Genomic DNA, 21,688 nt, shown 5'->3' with positions numbered 1-21,688 from the left:
GCCACGCGTTGCCGGCCGGCGCCCGCTTGTGCGCCGCACATGCGCGCCGTGAAGGCGGCGACTATCCTATGCCGATGACAAGCCCATTCCAGTTCTCCCGCCGTGCGCAGGCGCTGACCAGTTCGGCGATCCGCGAAATCCTCAAGGTCACCGAACGTCCGGAAGTGATCTCCTTCGCCGGCGGCCTGCCGTCGCCGGATACCTTCCCGGTCGAGCGCATGCGCGAGGCCTGCGCCAAGGTACTGCGCGACGCGCCACAGGCGGCGCTGCAGTACGGCCCGACCGAAGGCTATCTGCTGCTGCGCGAATGGGTGGCGGCGCGGCTGAGCCGCGACGGTGCCCACATCCGGCCAAGCCAGGTGCTGATCACCACCGGTTCGCAGCAGGGCCTGGACCTGCTCGGCAAGGTGTTCATCGACGAAGGCAGCAAGGTGCTGGTGGAAACGCCCAGCTATCTCGGCGCGCTGCAGGCGTTCTCGCTGTTCCAGCCTGCGTTCGCGGCGATGCAATCGGACGACGATGGCGTGGTGGTGGACGCGCTGGACGATGCGCAGCTGGCCGGCGCGCGCTTCATGTACGTGCTGCCGAACTTCCAGAATCCGACCGGGCGGCGCCTGCCGCTGCACCGGCGCCAGGCACTGGTGGCGCGTGCGGCCGAGGCCGGCGTGCCGATCGTCGAGGACGATCCCTACGGCGAGCTGTGCTACAGCGGCGACACGCTGCCGAGCCTGCTGTCGATGAACCCGGACGGCGCCATCTACATGGGCTCGTTCTCCAAGGTGTTCGCGCCCGGCCTGCGCCTGGGCTACGTGGTCGCGCCTGAAGCGGTGCACGCCAAGCTGGTACAGGCCAAGCAGGCGGCGGACCTGCACACGCCCTCGTTCAGCCAGCGCATCGTCTACGAGGCGGTGCAGGACGGTTTCCTGGATGCGCACATCCCCGGCATCCGCGCGTTGTACGCCAGCCGCTGCGAGCAGATGCTCGCCGCCCTGGCCAGGTATTTCCCGGCACAGGTGCGCTGGAACCGCCCGGCCGGCGGCATGTTCATCTGGGTCGAACTGCCGGAGGGCATGGACGGCAGCGCGCTGCTGAGCAAGGCGATCGAGCGCAACGTGGCCTTCGTGCCGGGCGCGCCGTTCTTCGCGGTCGCGCCGCAGCGCAATACCCTGCGGCTGTCGTTCGTGACCGTGCCGGCCGAGCGCATCGAGACCGGCGTGCGCATCCTCGGCGCGCTGTTGCAGGACGAAGTCGCCGCGCATCGGCGCGCGACGGTCTGAGTCCGGGCGTGCCTCCGTCGATGACGTCGTCCGATTCCGCCGCCGCGGCGTGGACCATCGATGCGGTGCTGGTCGGCCGCGCGCAGGCGTTCACCCGCCCAGGCAGCCGCAGCGCCATCGACAAGCGGCCGCAGGCCGGGCGCCTGCGCATCGGCCTGGAGGGGCTGGAACTGGACGAGCAGGGCGACCGCCGCGTGCATGGCGGCCCCGACAAGGCCTTGCACCATTATCCGCGCGACCATTACCTGGCCTGGCGCGAGGAACTGGGTGCGCATGCCTTGCTGGACGCGCCGGGTGCGTTCGGCGAGAACCTCAGCAGCTGCGGCGTGACCGAGGCCGACCTGTGCCTCGGCGACCGGTTGCGTCTGGGGACGGCCGTGGTCGAGGTGTCGCAGTCGCGGCAGCCGTGCTGGAAGCTGTCCGACCGGTTCGGCGTGGCCCCGCTGGCGCGGCGCGTGCAGGACAGCGGCCGCACCGGCTGGTACTACCGCGTGCTGCAGCCCGGCGAGGTCGCCGCCGGCGATCGTTTGACCTTGCTGGAGCGCCCGTATCCGCAGTGGCCGCTGGCACGGTTGATCGGCCTGCTGTACCGGCGCGAGATCGATCCGGCGCAACTGCAGCAGGTGCTGGCGCTGCCGCTGGTGCCGAACTGGCGCACCTTGTTCGAGCGGCGCCTCGCACAGCATGCGGTGGAGGACTGGGACAAGCGCTTGTTGGGGCAGGCGGCCGAGTAGGGCTTGCTTGCTGCTGCGCGGGTGCGGTCCCGGCGTCGGGGCTGAAGCTGCTCCCACAGCTGGGCGATCGGCTGCGATTGCGTTGTGGTGCCAGGTGCCAAGCGCCTCGCGCGCCAGCTTTTCTGTCGCTTCAAAGGGCCGCCACACCGTTGTGAGAGCGTCTTCAGCCGCGACGAGTGAACTATCCCCACTTCCTAGGTAGCGTACTGGCTGCTCGTCGGGCGCTTGCGTCTCTGGTGCACGCACCCTCTGTCGCACCCGCCCGCAAACCGCTAGCCTTGTGCCGATGACGACTTCTCCGCTGCGTGTGTTGATCCATGGTGCGTCCGGCCGCATGGGCCAGGCGTTGTTGCGGCTGGCCGCGCAGGACCCGGCGCTGCAGGTGGTGGCCGCGGTGGTGCGGCGCGCGCCGGCGCAGCGGGTGATCGACGGCGTGCCGTACTTCGCCGCGGCCGAGTTGGGTGGGGTGCCGGCCTTCGACGTGGCGATCGATTTCAGCCTGCCTCAGGGGTTCGACCCGGTATTGGCCTTGTGCACGGCGCGCGGCGCGGCGCTGGTGTCCGGCACCACCGGCTTGGAGGAGGCGCAGCGGCAGGCACTGACCGCCGCCGCCGAACGCATTCCCTTGATCTGGGCATCGAACTTCAGCCTGGGCGTGGCGGTGTTGCACGATCTGGTCGAGCGTGCCGCCGCGGCGCTGCCGGGTTGGGACTGCGACATCGTCGAATCCCACCACGTGCACAAGCAGGACGCGCCCTCCGGCACCGCGCTGACCCTCGGCGACGCCGCGCAACAGGGAGGCGCCACCCCGCGCTACGCCAGCCTGCGCGCCGGCGATATCGTCGGCGAGCATCTGGTGCAGTTCGCCGGACTCGGCGAGCGGGTGGAACTGGTGCACCGCGCCAGCAACCGCGACATCTTCGCCCGCGGCGCGCTGCATGCCGCCGCGCGCCTGCCGGGGCGTGCACCCGGGGCCTACCGGCTGCGCGACCTGCTCGGCTGAACAGGCGCTTCACCCAAACGGCTGGCGCGGACCGCCCCGCGCCGGTACAATTCTCGCTCGCCTGTTACCCATCGCCACGGACCCGGAGAAGCGCCGAGTTCGCGGTTTCTTGCAGCCTGCAAGTTGGTGGGGCAGGGTTCCTCTCTCCCCAAGGCGAACCCCGTGACTCAACCCGCAATCCTTGTCCTTGAAGACGGCACCGTGTTCGAGGGCGAATCCGTAGGCGCTGCCGGCCTGTCCGTCGGCGAAGTGGTGTTCAACACCGCCATGACCGGCTACCAGGAGATCCTCACCGATCCCTCCTACGCCCGCCAACTGGTCACGCTGACGTATCCGCATATCGGCAACACCGGCTGCACCGACCAGGACGACGAGGCCGCCCAGGTCTGGTCGGCCGGCCTGATCGTGCGCGACGTGCCGCGCCGCCCCAGCAACTGGCGCAACCAGGTGGCGCTGCCGGACTGGCTGATCCAGCGCGGCGTGGTCGCCATTGCCGGCATCGACACCCGCAAGCTGACCCGCATCCTGCGCGAGAAGGGCTCGCAGAACGGCGCGTTGATGGCCGGCGAGGTCGACGTGGACACCGCGCTGGAAGCGGCGCGCAAGTTCCCCGGACTGAAGGGCATGGATCTGGCCAAGGTGGTCTCCACCGACAAGGCCTATCCCTGGCACGACGGCCAGCTCGACCTGGACAGCAACGCGTTCGTGCAGGCCGAACCCAAGTTCAAGGTCGTCGCCTACGACTACGGGGTCAAGCACAACATCCTGCGCATGCTCGCCGAGCGCGGCTGCGAAGTGACCGTGGTGCCGGCGCAGACGCCGGTCGCCGAGGTGCTGGCGATGAATCCGCACGGCGTGTTCCTGTCCAACGGTCCCGGTGACCCGGCGCCGTGCGACTACGCGATCGCCGCGATCAAGGAATTGCTGGCGCGCAAGATTCCGACCTTCGGTATCTGCCTGGGCCACCAACTGCTGGCACTGGCCGCCGGCGCGCAGACCCTGAAGATGGGGCACGGCCACCACGGCGCCAACCACCCGGTGCAGGACCTGGATAGCGGCCGGGTGATGATCACCTCGCAGAACCACGGCTTCGCGGTGGACGAGGCGACCTTGCCGGCCAATGTGCGCGTCACCCACCGCTCGCTGTTCGACGGCAGTAACCAGGGCATCGCGCTCACCGACGCGCCGGCCTTCAGCTTCCAGGGCCACCCGGAAGCCTCGCCGGGCCCGCGCGACGTGGCGCCGCTGTTCGATCGCTTCACCGCGCTGATGGCGGCCGCCGCCTGATGGCCGTAGCGCCGGCCATGCCGTTGCCGACCCGCCGCTGGCGGTGGCCGGCTACGGCGTTGCTGGTGCTGGCCGCGTATCCGGCCTTCGTGCTGGGCGCGGTGTACCCGCAGTGGCTCAGCGCCGGCCTGCCGGGCGGGCGCGATGGCCCTGCCGATGCGTACCGCCATAGCCTGGCCAGCGCCGTGGTCGCCTACACCCTGTCGCCGCGCTGCGTGGACTGGGTCACGGCGGTCATGGAGCGCGACGGCCACGGCAACCCCAGCCGGGCGATGGACGCCCACAACAACCGGATCGGCGCGCGCATCGGCGCCACCGCCAGCAGTTGGGCCGCGATGCAGCGCGAGGTTCGCGCCGCGGTCGACCATGGTGCGATCGATGCGCGTTCGTCCGATCAGATCACCTGGCGCGCCCCCGCGGCGTGGCAGGACCGCCTCTACTGAGAATCCCCATGCCCAAGCGCACCGACCTCCAAACCATCCTCATCATCGGCGCCGGCCCGATCGTCATCGGCCAGGCCTGCGAGTTCGACTACTCCGGCGCGCAGGCGTGCAAGGCGCTGCGCGACGAGGGCTACCGCGTGGTGCTGGTCAACAGCAACCCGGCCACGATCATGACCGACCCGAACATGGCCGACGCCGTGTACATCGAGCCGATCAACTGGCAGACGGTCGAGAAGATCATCGCCAAGGAAAAGCCCGATGCGCTGCTGCCGACCATGGGCGGGCAGACCGCGCTGAACTGCGCGCTGGATCTGGCCGACCACGGCGTGCTGGAGAAGTACGGTGTCGAACTGATCGGCGCCAAGCGCGAGGCCATCCGCATGGCCGAGGACCGCGAGCTGTTCCGCGTGGCGATGGGCGAGATCGGCCTGGAGTGCCCGAAGGCGGCGGTGGCCCACACCCTGGAAGAGGCGCTGGAGATCCAGACCACGGTCGGTTACCCGACCATCATCCGCCCCAGCTTCACCCTCGGCGGCAGCGGCGGCGGCATCGCCTACAACCGCGAAGAGCTGATCGAGATCGTCGGCCGCGGTCTGGAACTGTCGCCGACCAGCGAAGTGCTGGTCGAGGAGTCGGTGCTGGGCTGGAAGGAGTTCGAGATGGAAGTGGTCCGCGACACCGCGGACAACTGCATCATCGTCTGCTCGATCGAGAACCTGGATCCGATGGGCGTGCACACCGGCGACTCGATCACCGTGGCGCCGGCGCAAACCCTCACCGACAAGGAATACCAGCGCCTGCGCGACGCCTCGATCGCCGTGCTGCGCAAGATCGGCGTGGACACCGGCGGCTCCAACGTGCAGTTCGGCATCAATGCGCAGACCGGCCGCGTGGTGGTGATCGAGATGAACCCGCGCGTGTCGCGCTCCTCGGCGCTGGCCTCCAAGGCCACCGGCTTCCCGATCGCCAAGGTCGCGGCCAAGCTGGCGGTCGGCTACACCCTGGACGAACTGAAGAACGAAATCACCGGCGGCCTGACCCCGGCCTCGTTCGAGCCGTCGATCGACTACGTGGTCACCAAGATCCCGCGTTTCGCCTTCGAGAAGTTCCCGCAGGCCGACGCGCGCCTGACCACGCAGATGAAGTCGGTGGGCGAGGTGATGGCGATGGGCCGCACCTTCTCCGAATCGCTGCAGAAGGCGCTGCGCGGGCTGGAGACCGGCAAGATCGGGCTCGATCCGACCGGCCTGAACCTGACCAGCGAAGACGACCTGGCCGCGCTCAAGCGCGAACTGAAGGCGCCGGGTCCGGAGCGGCTGTTCTACGTCGCCGACGCCTTCCGCGCCGGCATGAGCGTGGAGCAGGTGCACGCGCTGTCGTTCATCGACCCCTGGTTCCTGGACCAGATCGAAGACCTGATGGCGCAGGAAGTGCAGGTGGCCGCCGACGGCCTCGCCGCGCTGGACGCGGCACGCCTGCGCACGCTCAAGCGCGCCGGCTTCTCCGATGCGCGCCTGGCCGAGCTGTGCGGCACCAACGAGGCCGCGGTGCGCGCGTTGCGCCGCGCACACAAGGTGCGGCCGGTGTACAAGCGGGTGGACTCGTGCGCGGCGGAATTCGCCACCGACACCGCCTACCTGTATTCGACCTACGAGGACGAGTGCGAGGCCAAGCCCAGCAACCGCGACAAGATCATGATTCTTGGCGGCGGTCCCAACCGCATCGGCCAGGGCATCGAGTTCGACTATTGTTGCGTGCACGCGGCACTGGCGCTGCGCGAGGACGGTTACGAGACCATCATGGTCAACTGCAATCCGGAGACCGTGTCCACCGACTACGACACCTCCGATCGCCTGTACTTCGAACCGCTGACCCTGGAAGACGTGCTGGAGATCGTCGAGCTGGAGCAGCCCAAGGGCGTGATCGTGCAGTACGGCGGGCAGACCCCGCTGAAGCTGGCGCGTGCGCTGGAAGCCAACGGCGTGCCGGTGATCGGCACTTCGCCGGACTCGATCGACCTGGCCGAGGACCGCGAGCGCTTCCAGCAGCTGGTCGACAAGCTGGGCCTGAAGCAGCCGCCGAACCGCATCGCCCGCAACGCCGAGGAAGCATTGGTGCTGGCGCGCGAGATCGGCTACCCGCTGGTGGTGCGCCCGAGCTACGTGCTCGGCGGCCGCGCCATGGAAATCGTCTACGGCGAATCCGACTTGGCGCGCTACGTGCGCGACGCGGTCAAGGTCTCCAACGATTCGCCGGTGCTGCTGGACCGCTTCCTCGACAACGCGGTGGAAGTGGACGTGGACATCATCGCCGACCAGGACGGCCAGGTGCTGATCGGCGGCGTGATGGAGCACATCGAGGAAGCCGGCGTGCATTCGGGCGATTCGTCCTGCTCGCTGCCGCCGTACTCGCTGTCGCCGGGGACCCAGGCCGAGTTGCGTCGCCAGGTGGTCGAACTGGCCAAGGCGCTGAACGTGGTCGGGCTGATGAACACGCAGTTCGCGGTGCAGGTGAACGACGCCGGCGACGACATCGTGTATCTGCTGGAAGTGAACCCACGCGCCTCGCGCACCGTGCCGTTCGTGTCCAAGGCCATCGGCGTGCCGCTGGCCAAGATCGCCGCGCGCTGCATGGCCGGCAAGACCCTGGCCGAGCAGGGCGCGCTGAAGGAGATCGTGCCCGACTACTACTCGGTGAAGGAGGCGATCTTCCCGTTCGCCAAGTTCCAGGGCGTCGATCCGATCCTCGGCCCGGAGATGCGGTCCACCGGTGAGGTGATGGGCGTGGGCCGCAGCTTCGGCGCGGCGTTCGCGCGCGCGCAGGAAGCCGGCGGCATCAAGGCGCCGCCGCTGGGCAAGGCCTTCGTGTCGGTGCGCGATCCGGACAAGCAGCGCGTGCTGCCGGTGGCGCAGGCGCTGGTCGAGCGCGGCTACACCCTGGTCGCCACCCGCGGCACCTGCGCCTGGCTGCAGCAGCACGGCCTGCAGTGCGAACAGGTGAACAAGGTGGCCGAAGGCCGTCCGCACATCGTCGATCTGATCAAGAACGGCGAAATCGTGTATATCGTCAACACCACCGAGGGCCGGGCGGCGATCTCCGACTCGTTCTCGATCCGTCGCGAAGCCCTGCAGCATCGCGTCACCTATTCGACCACGGTCGCCGGCGCGCGTGCGCTGGTGCATTCACTGGAATTCCGCGGCACCGGTCCGGTCTGGGCGCTGCAGGAACTGCACAAGGAGCTGGAAGCGTGAGAGCCCCGATCACCATGCAAGGCGCGCAGCGGTTGCGCGAGGAACTGGATCACCTGAAGTCGGTCAAGCGTCCCGAGGTCATTACTGCCATCGCCGAGGCGCGTGCGCACGGCGATCTCAAGGAGAACGCCGAGTACCATGCCGCGCGCGAGCAGCAGGGTTTCATCGAAGGCCGCATCAAGCAGTTGGAGAGCGAGCTGTCGCACGCCGAGGTCATCGACGTCAGCAAGCTGGCGGTCGGCAGCAAGGTGGTGTTCGGCGCCACCGTGACGCTGGCCGACGTCGAGACCGACGAAGAGAAGCGCTACCAGTTGGTCGGTGACCTGGAAGCGGACATCAAGCTCGGCCTGATCGCGATCTCCTCGCCGCTGGCGCGTGCGCTGATCGGCAAGATGGAAGGCGACAGCGTCAGCATCGATGCCCCGGCCGGACGCCGCGAGTACGAGATCGTCAGCGTCGCCTACGTCGGCTGATCCGATGGCGGTCGCCACCTTGCTGTTGCCGGAGCGGGTCCGCCTGGCCGGCGCCGTGCTGGCCGGCGAGGTGGCGCGTGCGTTCGGCCGTGCCGACCGCACGCAGGCCACGCCGGGCGGCGAGGCGCAGTTGCGCCGCCATTTCGTGCTGGCGGAAGCATCGTTGCCGGCCGCGGCGCTGACGCGGCAGCTTGACGCTGGCGATGCCGGCGATGGCCTGTGGCTGCGCGCCGATCCCGCGTACGTGGTGCCGGACATGCAGGGCGCGCGGCTGATGGCGCATGGCGACATGCTGCCGCTCGATGCGGTGGACCTGGACGCGCTGCTGCCGGCGGTGCAGGGTCTGTTCGCCGAGAGCGGGCTGACCCTGGACGCGCCCGATCCCACCCGCTGGTATCTGCGCCTGCCGGCCGACAGCGTGCTGCCGGTCTTCGCGGCGCCGGCGCAGGTGCTCGGGGCGGACCTGTTCGATTATCTGCCGCAGGGCGAGGACGCGCGCCGCTGGCGTGCGCTGCTGACCGAGGCGCAGATCGTGCTGCATCAGCATCCGTGGAACCGCGAGCGCGTCGCCCGCGGCCAACCGGCGATCAATTCACTGTGGTTCTGGGGCGGCGGCCGCCTGCCGGCCTCGGTCGGCACCGCGCATGCGCAGGTGCGCAGTCGCGATCCGCTGTTGCGTGCCTTGGCCCAGGCCGCCGGCGTCGCCGATGCGCAGGCGCCGCGGGTCGATGCACTGGTCGACCTGCGCCAGCTGCGCGCGCCCGAACAGTTCGTCGGCGAGGTGGTGCAGCCGCTGCTGCAGGCGCTGCGCGATGGCGAGCTGCAGGAGCTGCAGCTGGATTTCGAGGACGGCACCTGTTTCCGCATCGCCCCCGCGCAACGCTGGCGCCTGTGGCGGCGGCCGTTGTCGCGCCTGGACGCATGAGTTCGATCGCGCGCATCGTGCGGCGGCCCGCGGCGGCCGCGGCTGGCCCGTGGCACGAGGCCACATTGCCGCTGCTGCGGCGCATCTACGCCGCGCGCGGCGCGCACCACGGCGGACTGGCCCAGCCCAAGCTGGCGCAGCTGCTGCCGCCGGATGCGCTGAGCGGCATCGACGCCGCAGTGGCATTGCTGGCCGAGGCGATCGCCGCGGGCAAGCGCATTCTGGTGGTCGGCGATTTCGATTGCGACGGCGCCACCGCCTGCGCGGTGGCGGTGCGCGGGCTGCGCCTGCTCGGCGCCGCGCAGGTGCTGCACGCGGTGCCCAACCGCATGGTCCATGGTTACGGCCTGTCGCCGGCGCTGGTCGCGGAACTGGCGCCGTTGCAGCCGGACCTGCTGGTCACCGTGGACCACGGCATCGCCTGCCATGCCGGCGTCGCCGCGGCCAAGGCGCTGGGCTGGCAGGTACTGGTCACCGACCACCATCTGCCGGGTCCGGCGCTGCCGCCGGCCGATGCCATCGTCGATCCGAACCTGGCCGGCGACGCGTTCCCGAGCAAGATGCTGGCCGGCGTCGGCGTGATCTTCTATGTGCTGCTGGCATTGCGCCGGCACCTGCGCGCGCACGGCGCGTTCGCCGCGGCGCCGCCGGATCTGGGTGTGCTGCTGGATCTGGTCGCCGTCGGCACCGTCGCCGACCTGGTGCCGCTGGACCCGAACAACCGTGCACTGGTCTCGGCCGGCCTGCGCCGGCTGCAGCGTGGCGAGGGCTGCCTCGGCCTGCGCGCCTTGATCGAAGCCAGCGGTCGCGACCCGGCGCGGCTCAGCGCCAGCGACATCGGCTTCGCCCTGGCCCCTCGGCTCAACGCCGCCGGCCGGCTCGAGGACATGGCCCTGGGCATCGAGCTGCTGTTGTGCGAGGACCCGCAGCAGGCGCGTGCGATCGCCGCGACGCTGGAAGAGATCAACGCCGAACGCCGCGCCGTGCAGCAGCAGATGACCGACGAGGCCGAGGCGGTGGTGGCGCAGGCGCTGCTGGCCGCGCCCGAGCAGCCGCCGGTGGCGGTGTGCCTGTTCGATGCGCAGTGGCATCCCGGCGTGATCGGCCTGGTCGCCTCGAAGATGAAGGACCGCCTGCACCGGCCGGTGATTGCCTTCGCCCCGGCCGAGCCGGGCAGCACGCAGTTGCGCGGCTCGGCGCGTTCGATTCCCGGTTTCCATATCCGCGACGCGATGGCGGCGGTGGAGGCGCAGCGGCCGGGCCTGATGGAGAAGTTCGGCGGCCACGCGATGGCCGCGGGCCTGAGCCTGCCCCAGGACGCGCTGGCCGAGTTCGAACAGGTGTTCCGCGCGCATGCGCTGGCCAGCCTGGACGCGGAACTGCTGCAGGCCGAACTGCTCAGCGATGGTCCGCTGGACCCGCACGAACTCGACCATCACCATGCCGAGGCGTTGCGCCAGGGCGGGCCGTGGGGGCAGGGCTTCCCCGAACCGCTGTTCGACGGCGAATTCGAGGTGCTGCAATGGCGCGTGCTGAAGGAGCGCCACCTCAAGCTGAGCCTGCGCTGCCCCGGCCGTGCCGAGCCCCTGAACGCGATCCATTTCAACGGCTGGCACGGCCGCGAACCTGGCCGCCGCGTCCACATCGCCTATCGCCTGGTGGCCGACGATTATCGCGGCGGCAATGCGGTGCAACTGGTGGTGGAGCACTGTCTGCCATTGGGTAGTTGAATATCTGGCGGTCTGCAGATGCAGATCGCGTCGCATGTGCCGACCCTCACCCCAACCCCTCTCCCGGCGGGAGAGGGGCTTTGCTGTTCCCTTCTCCCACCGGGAGAAGGTGCCCCGAAGGGGCCGGATGAGGGTAGGGCGCAGCCTCGCTTAGTCCGTCGCACCGCGCCTGCATCGCACCCTCACCCCAACCCCTCTCCCGGTGGGAGAGGGGCTTTTGCTGTTCCCTTCTCCCACCGGGAGAAGGTGGCACGCAGGGGCCGGATGAGGGTAGGGCGCAGCCTCGCTTAGTCCGTCGCACCGCGCCTGCATCGCACCCTCACCCCAACCCCTCTTCCGGTGGGAGAGGGGCTGCTCGCTCGCGAGTTCGCGGTGCGCCGGTCTAGTCCTGGCGCGCCGGCGCGGCAATGCCGGCGCGCTACACTTTGGCGATGTCCGATCCGTCCGGCGCCAGCGCCTACTCCCGTTTCCAGCCCTGGCGCCGCAGCTTCGAGATCGGCTTCTGGGTCGCGTTCACCCTGATCAACGCCACCGCCAACAGCGTCACGGTGCTGATCGACATCCGCAACACCGGGCTGCACTTCGCCGCGTGGGAGCCGGTGGTCTGGGAGTGGTCCAGCAACCTGATGTTCCTGCTGATCGTGCCGCTGGTGGTGGTGCTGACCCGACGCTACCCGCTGCACTGGGACACGTGGCGACGCCGGTTGCCGGGTTATCTGCTGGGCAGCGTGGCGCTGTCGGTGTTGCACGTGGTGGGGATGGTCGCCCTGCGCAGCCTGGTCTACCGCCTGCAGGGCCAGCACTACGATTTCGGCCCATGGCCGCAGGGGCTGGTCTACGAATACCTCAAGGACGTGCGCAGCCTGGCCTCGATTGCGCTGTGCGTGGAGATGTACCGGTTCCTGCTGCGGCGCTGGCAGGGCGAGGCGGCGCTGCTCGGCGCGCCCGACGCCGGCCCGCCGATGGGCTCGCTGGAGCGGCCGGAGCGCTTCCTGGTGCGCAAGCTGGGCCGCGACTTCCTGGTCGCCGCGGCCGACATCGAATGGCTGCAGGCCTCGGGTAACTACGTCAACCTGCGCGTGCGCGGCCACGACTATCCGCTGCGCAGCACCATGGCCGCGATCGAGGCAAGGCTGGACCCGGCGCGATTCGTGCGCATCCACCGCAGCTACATCGTCAACCTGGCCAGCGTGGTCTCGATCGAGCCGCTGGAGGCGGGCGAGGCGCGGGTGCATCTGCGCGACGGCAGCCAGGTGCCGTGCAGCCGCCGCTACCGCGCCGCGCTGCGCGTGGCGGCCGGCGAGGGCGAGGCCGCCACCGTCGAGTAGGCCGGCGGCGCTGTGGCGCAGCGGCCGGAATTGCTAGAATCGCGCTCTTGTCTGCCGGAAAAAGCCGCAATGATCGAACTCAATCCGATTCGCCACCGCATCGCCGATCTGTCCGATCGGGTGCTGTCGCTACGGGGGTTTCTTTGACTACGACGCCAAGAAGGAGCGTCTAGAGGAAGTCACCCGCGAGCTGGAAAGCCCCGATGTCTGGAACGACCCCGAGCGTGCCCAGGGCCTGGGCCGCGAACGCGCCGGCCTGGAGAAGACCGTCGGCGGGATCGCCAGCGTGCTCGATGGGCTGAACGAATCGCTGGAATTCCTGGAACTGGCCGAGAGCGAGAACGACGAAGCCACCGCGCAGGCGGTGCTGGCCGACGTCGACCGCTTCCAGGCGCAGGTGGAGAAGCTGGAATTCCAGCGCATGTTCTCCGGGCAGATGGACGCCAGCAACGCCTTCGTCGACATCCAGGCCGGGGCCGGCGGCACCGAGGCCCAGGACTGGGCCGAGATCCTGCTGCGCATGTACCTGCGCTGGTGCGAATCGCGCGGCTGGAAGACCGAGCTGATGGAAGTCTCCGGCGGCGAAGTGGCCGGGATCAAGTCGGCCACGCTGCGCGTGGAAGGCGACTTCGCCTACGGCTGGCTGAAGACCGAGACCGGCGTGCACCGGCTGGTGCGCAAGTCGCCGTTCGATTCGGACAACCGCCGCCATACCAGCTTCACCTCGGTGTTCGTGTCGCCGGAAGTGGACGACAACATCGACATCGACATCAATCCGGCCGACCTCAAGACCGACGTGTACCGGTCCTCCGGCGCCGGCGGCCAGCACGTCAACAAGACCGAGTCGGCGGTGCGCATCACCCACGTGCCCACCGGCATCGTGGTGGCCTGCCAGACCGGGCGCAGCCAGCACCAGAACCGCGACAATGCGATGAAGATGCTGGCCGCCAAGCTGTACGAGCTGGAGATCCAGAAGCGCAACGCCGAACGCGATGCGGTGGAGGCGACCAAGTCCGACATCGGCTGGGGCAGCCAGATCCGCAACTACGTGCTCGACCAGAGCCGGATCAAGGACCTGCGCACCGGCGTGGAGCGCTCGGACACCCAGAAGGTGCTCGACGGCGACCTGGACGAGTTCGTCGAGGCCAGCCTCAAGTCCGGTCTGGAAGTCGGCTCCAAACGCAGCGACGCCTGAACCGGCGGCCTCCGTCCTGGCGACGGAGGCCGTGCGGCGGCACACGGCCCGCCGGCTGGTGCATTCTTTCCCTTCCTCACGCATCCCCCATCCCATGACCGAGCAGACCCCCGCGCCGTCCCTTGCTGTCGACGAGAACAGCCTCATCGCCGAACGGCGCGCCAAACTCGCCGCGCTGCGCGCGCAGGGCGTGGCCTATCCGAACGATTTCCGCCGCAGCGACTTCGCCGGCGATCTGCAGGCCGAGTTCGCCGACACCGAGCGCTGGACCGCCGAGGCGCTGGAGGCCCAGGGCCGCAGCCTGCGCCTGGCCGGGCGCCTGCTGGCCAAGCGGGTGATGGGCAAGGCCAGCTTCGTGCAACTGCAGGACGAGTCCGGGCGCATCCAGCTGTTCCTGCAGGCCAACGCCCTGGGCGAGGCCTACGACGCCTTCAAGGGCTGGGACATCGGCGACATCATCGGTGTGGAGGGCGGCCTGACCCGCACCAAGACCGGCGAGCTGTCGATCAAGGCCACCGGCCTGCGGTTGCTGACCAAGGCGCTGCGGCCGCTGCCGGACAAGTGGCACGGCCTGTCGGACGTGGAGCAGCGCTATCGCCAGCGCTACGTCGACCTGATCGTGTCGCCGGAGGCGCGCGAGGTGTTCGTCAAGCGCTCCAAGATCATCCGCGCCATGCGCGCCTGGCTGGACGCGCGCCGCTTCCTGGAAGTGGAGACGCCGATGATGCACTACATCCCCGGCGGCGCCACGGCCAAGCCGTTCACCACCCACCACAATGCGCTGGACCTGGATCTGTACCTGCGGGTGGCCCCGGAGCTGTACCTGAAGCGTCTGGTGGTCGGCGGGCTGGAACGGGTCTACGAAATCAACCGCAATTTCCGCAACGAAGGCGTCAGCACCCGGCACAATCCGGAATTCACCATGATGGAGCTGTACGAGGCTTACGCCACGTACCACGAGGTGATGGACCTGACCGAGAACGTCATTCGCGATGTCGCCCGCGAGGTGTTGGGCACTACCCAGGTGCACTGGGACGGGGCCGACATCGACCTGGCGCCGGCGTTCCGCCGCTGGCGCATGGACGAGGCGGTGCGCCACCACAACCCGGAGATCAGCGCCGCCGACTGCACCGACCGTGACGCGCTGCTGCGCCATTGCGAGCGGCTGAAGATCCGCACCAAGCCGTCCTACGGCTGGGGCAAGCTGCTGCTGGAGATCTTCGAGGCCACGGTCGAGCACACCCTGATCCAGCCGACCTTCATTACCGACCACCCGGTCGAGGTGTCGCCGCTGGCGCGCTCCAGCGATACCGAGCCGGGCTATACCGACCGCTTCGAGCTGTTCATCAACGGCAAGGAAATCGCCAACGGCTTCTCCGAGCTCAACGACCCGGAAGACCAGGCGGCGCGGTTCCAGGCCCAGGTGGCGGCCAAGGACGGCGGAGACGACGAGGCGATGCATTTCGACGCCGACTACATCCGCGCACTGGAAGTCGGGCTGCCGCCGACCGGCGGCCTGGGCATCGGCATCGACCGGCTGGTAATGTTGCTCACCGGCAGCAGCTCGATCCGTGACGTGCTGCTGTTTCCGTATATGCGTCCGGAGGCTTAACCTAGCCCCGCTGGCGCGGTTCTTGCACCAGGCGTTGCACGCAAAAGGAAGTGAGGTGGACGGGTCGGCGTGATGCGCGCCGGCGCGTTCCCGTTGTCGTCTCAGCAGCCCGCGCAGATGCGACGGGCGGAGGATTGCAGATGCATGATGCCAGCATGAGCCTCTCCGGCGCGTCCTCGAACGGGGACCGTCTCCACTGGGCCGACGGAAGCGACAATCGTTTGAACATCGTCATCGTCGACGATCAGACCTCCGCGCGCACGATGCTGCGGCATGTCATCGAGGACATCGCCCCGGAACTGACCGTGCGCGATTTCGGCGATTCGCAGGCCGCGCTGGCCTGGTGCGAGGCCGGCAAGGTCGATCTGTTGCTGCTCGACTACCGCATGCCGGGCATGGACGGGCTGGAGTTCGCGCGGCGCCTGCGCCGGCTGCCCAAGCACCGCGACATCCCGATCATCCTGATCACCGTGGTCGGCGACGAGCCGATCCGCCAGGCCGCCCTGGAGGCGGGGGTGATCGACTTCCTGGTCAAGCCGATCCGCCCGCGCGAACTGCGTGCGCGCTGCCATAACCTGCTGCAGTTGCGGCTGCAGAGCGAGAACATCAAGCAGCGCGCGATGTCGCTGGAGCAGCGCCTGCTGGCCAGCATGCGCGAGGTCGAGGAACGCGAACGCGAGACCCTGTCGCGGCTGGCGCGGGCCATCGAGTACCGCGACGTCGGCACCAGCGCCTACCTGGAGCGCATGGCCCACGTGGCCGGGCTGATCGCCGAGCAACTGGGCCTGTCCGAGGACGAGGTGCGGGTCATCGAGATGGCGGCGAGCCTGCACGACATGGGCAAGATCGCCATTCCCGATGCGGTGCTGCTCAAGCCGGGCAAGCTCAACGAGGACGAGATGGCGGTGATGCGCATGCACCCGCGCATCGGCTACGAACTGCTCAGCGGCAGCCAGAACCGCTTCATCCAGGTCGGCGCGCTGATCGCCCTGCGCCACCATGAGCGCTACGACGGTAGCGGCTACCCGGACGGCCTGGTCGGCGAGGCGATTCCGCTGGAAGCGCGGATCGTGGCGGTCGCCGACGTGTTCGACGCGCTGATCTCGCCGCGCCCCTACAAGGATGCCTGGACCATGGATGCGACGCTGGCCTACCTCTACGCCCAGCGCGGCCGTCTGTTCGACCCGCGCTGCGTGGACGCGCTGTTCCGCGGCCGCGAGCAACTGCAGGTGATCTGCGAGAAATTCTCCACCGCCTCGGCGCGACCAGGGGTCTGACATGATCTCGGCGATCAGGTGGGTGCGGCAACGGTTCGCGGAGCGCAAGGATACCGAGCACGCGCAGGCCCTGGTGCGGATCGCCCTGATCTCTATCATCCTGAGCTATGTGCTGTTGCCGGGTCCGCGCGCCACCTTGCCCATGCGCGAGTACCTGAACGTGGTCGCCGTGGTGTCGTCCGGTCTGGTGCTGTCGCTGGGTGTGCTGGCCTGGTTGCTGTGGCGGCCTGAACGTTGCGATACGCGACGGATCATCGGCATGATCGCCGACTACGGCCTGATCGCTGCGGCGATGATCGGCATGGGCGAGCCGCTGGCCTGGATGTACGTCGTGGTCCTGTGGGTGACGGTTGGCAACGGTTTGCGCTACGGCAACCGGTATCTTTATCTGGCGGTGGCCATGGGGGTGGCCAGCTTCGGCACCACCGTGCTGGTAACGTCTTACTGGCGCAACAATCTTGGGCTGGGCGTTGGTCTGGTCATCGGCCTGTTGGCGGTGCCGGTTTATCTGTCAGGGCTGTTGCGGCAATTGACTCAGGCGACGAAGGAGGCGCAGCGCGCCAACGAGGCAAAGAGCCGCTTTCTGGCCAACATGAGCCACGAATTCCGTACCCCACTCAACGGCCTGTCCGGCATGACAGAGGTGTTGTCGACGACCAGACTCGATGCCGAGCAGCGCGAGTGCGTCAGCACCATCCAGGCGTCTGCCAAGAGCCTGCTCTCGCTGGTCGAGGAAGTGCTCGACATCTCGGCGATCGAGGCCGGAAAGATCCGCATCGACAACAGTGCCTTCTCTCTGCGCGAAACCGTGGAGCAGATCGGTTTGATCCTGCAGCCGCAGGCGCGGGCCAAGGCGATCGGCTATTTCGTCGACATCGCCGCTGAAGTGCCGAATCATCTCCTCGGCGATGCAGGCCACCTGCGCCAAGTGCTGCTGAATTTGGCCGGGAACGCGATCAAGTTCACCGACTTCGGTCGAGTCGACGTGCGGGTCAAGCTGCTGCGCACCGACATGGATCGGACATGGCTGAGTTTCGATATCGTCGACACGGGCATCGGTGTGCCGGAGTCGATGCGATCGCGGCTGTTCGATGCCTTCGAGCAGGCGGATGTGGGATTGGCCCGCCGTTACGAAGGAACCGGACTGGGCACCACGATCGCCAAAGGCTTGGTGGAGTCGATGGGCGGCAGTATCGGCTATCAGGAGAACCTGCCGCGCGGAAGCCGGTTCTGGTTCGATCTGCCGTTCGAGATTCCTGTAAGCACTGTCGAGGAAGAGCCGCAGGCGGAGGCGGCTTCCGCCGAACGCCCCGAGGAGAACGGCCAGCCTGGGAACGTCATTGCCTTTTCGGATCCCTTCCTGCGCCACCGTGCGCGCATCCGCAGCATGCGCATTCTGGTGGCCGATGACCACGCGGCCAATCGCATGGTGCTACAGCGCCTGCTGCAGAAGGCGGGTCACCGTCCGATCTGCGTCGAGGGGGCCGAATCGGTGCTGGACGCCTTGGCGGAGAGCGAGTTCGATGGGGTCATTGTCGATTTGCACATGCCCGGCATGAGCGGGTTGGACATGCTGAAGCAGCTGCGGATCATGCAGGCTGGCGGCCCGCGCACGCCCGTGGTGGTGCTCAGCGCGGACGTCACACCCGACGCGATCCAGCGTTGTGAGCAGGCCGGTGCGCACACGTTCCTGGCCAAGCCGGTCGTCGCCAGCCGTCTGCTGGATACGTTGGCCGACATTGCCGCGGAGGGGCGCCTGCGCGGCTCTGGCGAGGCTCAGGTCAGGCAGTTGATCGCCACCACGTCCGAAGGTGTGCTGGATTCCTCCGTGCTCGATGAATTGGCCGGGCTGGGCATGGGCGAAGGATTCGAACGCGAGTTCATTTCGCAGTGTCTCAACGATGCCGAGGGCTGCCTGGGTGGCATGCAGATCGCAGGCGACGCGGAGCATTGGGAACGTCTGCGCGAACATGCTCACGCGATCAAGGGCGTGGCGAGCAATCTGGGCCTGATCCGGCTGGCCAGCCTTGGTGGCGAGTTGATGCAGATGGCGGAATGGCAGATGCGCAGCGAATGGCGCTCCCGGTTGATGGCACTCAACGCCAGTCTGACCGAGGGCAGGGAAGTGCTCGAGGCGCGTGCGCGCCGCAGCGCAAGTTCCGAAGAAAACGAATTGCGCTGAGGCCGACGGTAAGGCCCGGGCGTGATACCGGGCCGACCGCTGACCACTGCGTTTTCCAGCTAGGCTGCAACATCCCGCGCACGGCGGGTCTGCGCGCGCACCAGCCGATCCATCGTGCGCAGCGATTTCTCGTCCAGCGCCAACGCGGAATCGACCCAGATTTTGGTGATCGCCTGCAGTTCCTGCAGGGTCACGGGTTGCGCCAGATTGCGCACCGTGTTCATCGCCAGGTACGACTGCGGGCTGCGGCGCTGGTGGTGGATGAGCTGTTTCACGCGGTCGATGCCCTGGTTCCGCGGGACCAGTACATCGACGATGCCCATCGCGTGCATCTGCTCGCTGCTGTACAGGTCGGCACCCAGGATGATCTGTTCGGCCACATGCGGAGCGACGCGCTTGCACAGGAAGGAATAAGCGCCCATGCCGGGAATCAGTCCGAAAATCGCCTCCGGCAACCCCATCGTGACGCCTTCTTCTGCGACGATCGTGTGGCAGGCCAATGCCATCTCCAGACCTCCGCCCAGGGTATCGCCTTGCAGCAGGGCGATGGTGCGCACGTCGCCCGCCAGGCCTCGCTGCAGTTGATGGACGCCGCTCACGCAGCGATAGGCGTAGTCGAGCAGTTGCTCGCGGTCTTTGCGGCGGATGAGGTCGGAAAAGAGCGCAAGATCGCCGCCGAGATTGAAGACATTGGCGTCGGAGGCGATAACCAGATGCTTCAGTGCGCCCTTCCTGAGCGTATTCGCACGCGTTGTCATCGCCTCCAGTGCTGCCAGTACGTCATCCAGCATCTGGCTATGGAAGCATGGGCGCGTGCCGAGCTGTGGATTCGCATGCATGTACAACCAATGGCTATCGTCGTCGCCGTCCGCATCGATGCGGATGCTGGAATAGGTGCGGGTACGGGGCAGCGTGTCGATCGTGCTCATGGCGGGCTCTCGGAAAGACGCCCGCGGAGATGGCGTGGCGCAGCGGGCGAGTGCGTTTCCACCCGGCGGATGCTACACCCGGGTGCCGTGGCCGGAACTCGCCCCGCCATCGCCTGCACGGGCGCCGCGTGGGCGCCCGCTGGACCTGCTTATTGCGGCGGCGGTGCGTCGCGCAACTCGCGCCGCAGGATCTTCCCGACGTTGGTCTTGGGCAGCTCCTTGCGGAATTCGACGATGCGCGGGTGCTTGTAGCCGGTGAGGTTGGCGCGGGCGTGCGCCTTCACCTCGTCGGCGGTCAGGTTGGGGTCCTTCTTGACGATGACCACCTTGACCGCTTCGCCGGATTTTTCGTCCGGCACACCGACCGCGGCCACTTCCAGCACGCCCGGCATCATCGCGATGACGTCCTCGACCTCGTTCGGATACACGTTGAAGCCGGACACCAGGATCATGTCCTTCTTGCGGTCGACGATATAGAAGAAGCCCTGCGGATCCATCCGCGCCATGTCGCCGGTGTGCAGCCAGCCGTCGGCATCGATGGCGCTGGCGGTGTCCTCCGGCCGGCGCCAGTAACCCTTCATCACCTGCGGCCCGCGGATGCACAGCTCACCGACCTCGCCATGGGCGAGGGTCTGGCCCTGGTCGTCCTTGACGCAGGCGTCGGTGGAGGGGATCGGCAGGCCGATCGCGCCGTTGTATTCGGTCAGGGTCAGCGGGTTGATGCAGGCCGCCGGCGAGGTCTCGGTCAGGCCGTAGGCCTCGACCAGGGTGACGCCGGTGACCTGCTTCCAGCGTTCGGCCACCGCGCGTTGCACCGCCATGCCGCCGCCGAGGGTGAACTTCAGCGAGGAGAAATCCACCTTGTCGAAGCCGGGCGTGTTGAGCAGGCCGTTGAACAGGGTGTTGACGCCGGTGAAGGCGGTGAAGCGGGTCTTCTGCAGTTCCTTGACGAAGCCCGGCATGTCGCGCGGATTGCTGATCAGGTGATTGAGCCCGCCGAGCTTCATGAAGACCAGCCCGTTCGCGGTCAGCGCGAAGATGTGGTACAGCGGCAGCGCGGTGATGATGACTTCCTTGCCTTCCTCCAGCTTGCCGGTCGCCGAGATCCAGGCGCCTGCCTGCAGCATGTTGGCGACCAGGTTGCGGTGGGTCAGCATCGCGCCCTTGGCCACGCCGGTGGTGCCGCCGGTGTACTGCAGGAAGGCGATGTCGTCCGGCGCGATGTCGATCGGCGGCAGCGTGTGCAGGCGGCCGAGGGTCAGCGCGTCGCGGAAGCGGATCGCGTTGGGGAGGTCGTAGTCCGGCACCAGCTTCTTGACGTACTTCAGGACGAAGTTGACCAGCGGCCCCTTGGGGAAGCCGAGCATGTCGCCCAGGCCGGTGGTGATGACCTGCTTGATCGGCGTGTCGGCGAGCACTTCCTGCACGGTGGTGCCGAAGTTGTCGATCACCACCAGCGCGCTGGCGCCGGAGTCGATCAACTGGTGGCGCAGTTCGCGCGGGGTGTACAGCGGGTTGACGTTGACCACGGTCATGCCGGCCAGCAGCACGCCGAAGGTGGCAATGGGGTACTGCAGGCAGTTGGGCATCATCAGGGCGACGCGGTCGCCCTTCTTGAGTTGCAGTTCGCCCAGCAGGTAGCCGGCGAATTGCCGGGCCAGTTCGCCGGCCTCGCGGTAGGTCAGGGTCTTGCCGAAGTTGCAGTAGGCGGGGCGGTCGCCGAACTTGGCCACGGAGCTTTCGAAGACGGCGGCGACGGAGCGGTATTCATCGACATCGATGTCGGCGCCAACGCCGGCCGGATAACTCTGCAACCACGGACGATCCAGACTCATATTCCCCCTCCAGGAAATGTATTGATGGGCGCGCAGCGGACAGTATCCGCCGGAATCCCGTAATGGGAGCATACCGTTCCGTAGGGGAGAAAGGCGAACAGGGGCGGGGGGATGCCTTGTGGGCGAGCGTGTTTTTGTGCCGGTAGGGCAAGAGTGCCGAAGGCTATCTGCTGTTGCTGTTGCTTTTACCGGTTCCCTTCCGAAGCG

16 protein-coding genes are annotated in these 21,688 nt (G+C 68.0%); 14 read left to right on the top strand and 2 right to left on the bottom strand.

Features of this window, described 5'->3' with window-relative positions; translation table 11 throughout:
* Positions 1–68 precede the first annotated feature (68 nt).
* From GGR66_RS09125 to GGR66_RS09060, 14 genes are all read left to right on the top strand, one after another.
* Complete coding sequence (locus GGR66_RS09125) at positions 69–1,277, top strand: PLP-dependent aminotransferase family protein (RefSeq protein ID WP_184448013.1); 1,209 nt, start codon at positions 69–71, stop codon at positions 1,275–1,277.
* Positions 1,278–1,297: 20 nt separating this feature from the next.
* Positions 1,298–2,011: an MOSC domain-containing protein gene (locus tag GGR66_RS09120; protein WP_184448012.1), complete on the top strand. Its 714-nt coding sequence runs from the start codon at positions 1,298–1,300 to the stop codon at positions 2,009–2,011.
* A gap of 286 nt (positions 2,012–2,297) precedes the next feature.
* Positions 2,298–3,014 (top strand): 4-hydroxy-tetrahydrodipicolinate reductase, encoded by a 717-nt coding sequence (gene dapB / locus GGR66_RS09115; RefSeq protein ID WP_184448011.1) that lies wholly within the window; start codon positions 2,298–2,300, stop codon positions 3,012–3,014.
* Between the two features lie 162 nt (positions 3,015–3,176).
* Positions 3,177–4,301, top strand: coding sequence for a glutamine-hydrolyzing carbamoyl-phosphate synthase small subunit (gene carA, locus GGR66_RS09110; protein WP_184448010.1), 1,125 nt, complete (start codon positions 3,177–3,179; stop codon positions 4,299–4,301).
* Positions 4,301–4,744, top strand: a complete 444-nt coding sequence (locus GGR66_RS09105; protein WP_184448009.1) for a hypothetical protein — start codon at positions 4,301–4,303, stop codon at positions 4,742–4,744. The genes carA and GGR66_RS09105 overlap by 1 nt, the downstream gene beginning before the upstream one ends.
* Positions 4,745–4,752: 8 nt before the next feature.
* A complete protein-coding gene (gene carB, locus GGR66_RS09100) occupies positions 4,753–7,995 on the top strand; it encodes a carbamoyl-phosphate synthase large subunit (RefSeq protein ID WP_184448008.1) in 3,243 nt (1,080 codons plus the stop codon).
* Positions 7,996–8,003: 8 nt separating this feature from the next.
* Positions 8,004–8,468, top strand: a complete 465-nt coding sequence (gene greA, locus GGR66_RS09095) for a transcription elongation factor GreA (protein WP_026143501.1) — start codon at positions 8,004–8,006, stop codon at positions 8,466–8,468.
* Between the two features lie 4 nt (positions 8,469–8,472).
* A complete protein-coding gene (locus tag GGR66_RS09090; protein WP_184448007.1) occupies positions 8,473–9,393 on the top strand; it encodes a phosphoglycerate mutase in 921 nt (306 codons plus the stop codon).
* The gene (gene recJ, locus GGR66_RS09085; RefSeq protein ID WP_184448006.1) at positions 9,390–11,123 is read left to right on the top strand and encodes a single-stranded-DNA-specific exonuclease RecJ; all 1,734 of its coding nucleotides are present in this window, start codon (positions 9,390–9,392) and stop codon (positions 11,121–11,123) included. Before GGR66_RS09090 ends, recJ begins: the two co-directional genes overlap by 4 nt.
* Before the next feature lie 431 nt (positions 11,124–11,554).
* Positions 11,555–12,451, top strand: coding sequence for a LytTR family DNA-binding domain-containing protein (locus GGR66_RS09080; RefSeq protein ID WP_184448005.1), 897 nt, complete (start codon positions 11,555–11,557; stop codon positions 12,449–12,451).
* Between the two features lie 69 nt (positions 12,452–12,520).
* Positions 12,521–13,646, top strand: a protein-coding gene (prfB, locus tag GGR66_RS09075) for a peptide chain release factor 2 (RefSeq protein WP_160967761.1) whose coding sequence is annotated in 2 segments (ribosomal slippage) — positions 12,521–12,595 and positions 12,597–13,646 — 1,125 coding nt in all. Because the reading frame shifts where the segments join, the coding sequence is not laid out codon by codon here.
* Between the two features lie 94 nt (positions 13,647–13,740).
* The gene (gene lysS / locus GGR66_RS09070; protein ID WP_184448004.1) at positions 13,741–15,258 is read left to right on the top strand and encodes a lysine--tRNA ligase; all 1,518 of its coding nucleotides are present in this window, start codon (positions 13,741–13,743) and stop codon (positions 15,256–15,258) included.
* Between the two features lie 140 nt (positions 15,259–15,398).
* Positions 15,399–16,535 (top strand): two-component system response regulator, encoded by a 1,137-nt coding sequence (locus GGR66_RS09065; protein ID WP_184448003.1) that lies wholly within the window; start codon positions 15,399–15,401, stop codon positions 16,533–16,535.
* A 1-nt stretch (position 16,536) separates the two neighbouring features.
* Positions 16,537–18,717, top strand: coding sequence for an ATP-binding protein (locus GGR66_RS09060; protein ID WP_184448002.1), 2,181 nt, complete (start codon positions 16,537–16,539; stop codon positions 18,715–18,717).
* A 59-nt stretch (positions 18,718–18,776) separates the two neighbouring features.
* Here GGR66_RS09060 and GGR66_RS09055 read toward each other — a convergent pair whose 3' ends face one another.
* The gene (locus GGR66_RS09055; RefSeq protein WP_184448001.1) at positions 18,777–19,646 is read right to left on the bottom strand and encodes a crotonase/enoyl-CoA hydratase family protein; all 870 of its coding nucleotides are present in this window, start codon (positions 19,644–19,646) and stop codon (positions 18,777–18,779) included.
* A gap of 149 nt (positions 19,647–19,795) precedes the next feature.
* Positions 19,796–21,481 (bottom strand): long-chain fatty acid--CoA ligase, encoded by a 1,686-nt coding sequence (locus GGR66_RS09050; protein WP_160967769.1) that lies wholly within the window; start codon positions 21,479–21,481, stop codon positions 19,796–19,798.
* Positions 21,482–21,688 lie beyond the last annotated feature (207 nt).

The sequence above is a fragment of the Xanthomonas sp. 3498 genome (assembly GCF_014199795.1).
In the GTDB taxonomy this organism is placed as follows: domain Bacteria; phylum Pseudomonadota; class Gammaproteobacteria; order Xanthomonadales; family Xanthomonadaceae; genus Xanthomonas_A; species Xanthomonas_A rydalmerensis.
The sequence above is the reverse complement of the archived record's forward strand: the minus strand, read 5'-3'. Positions and strand labels throughout refer to the sequence as shown.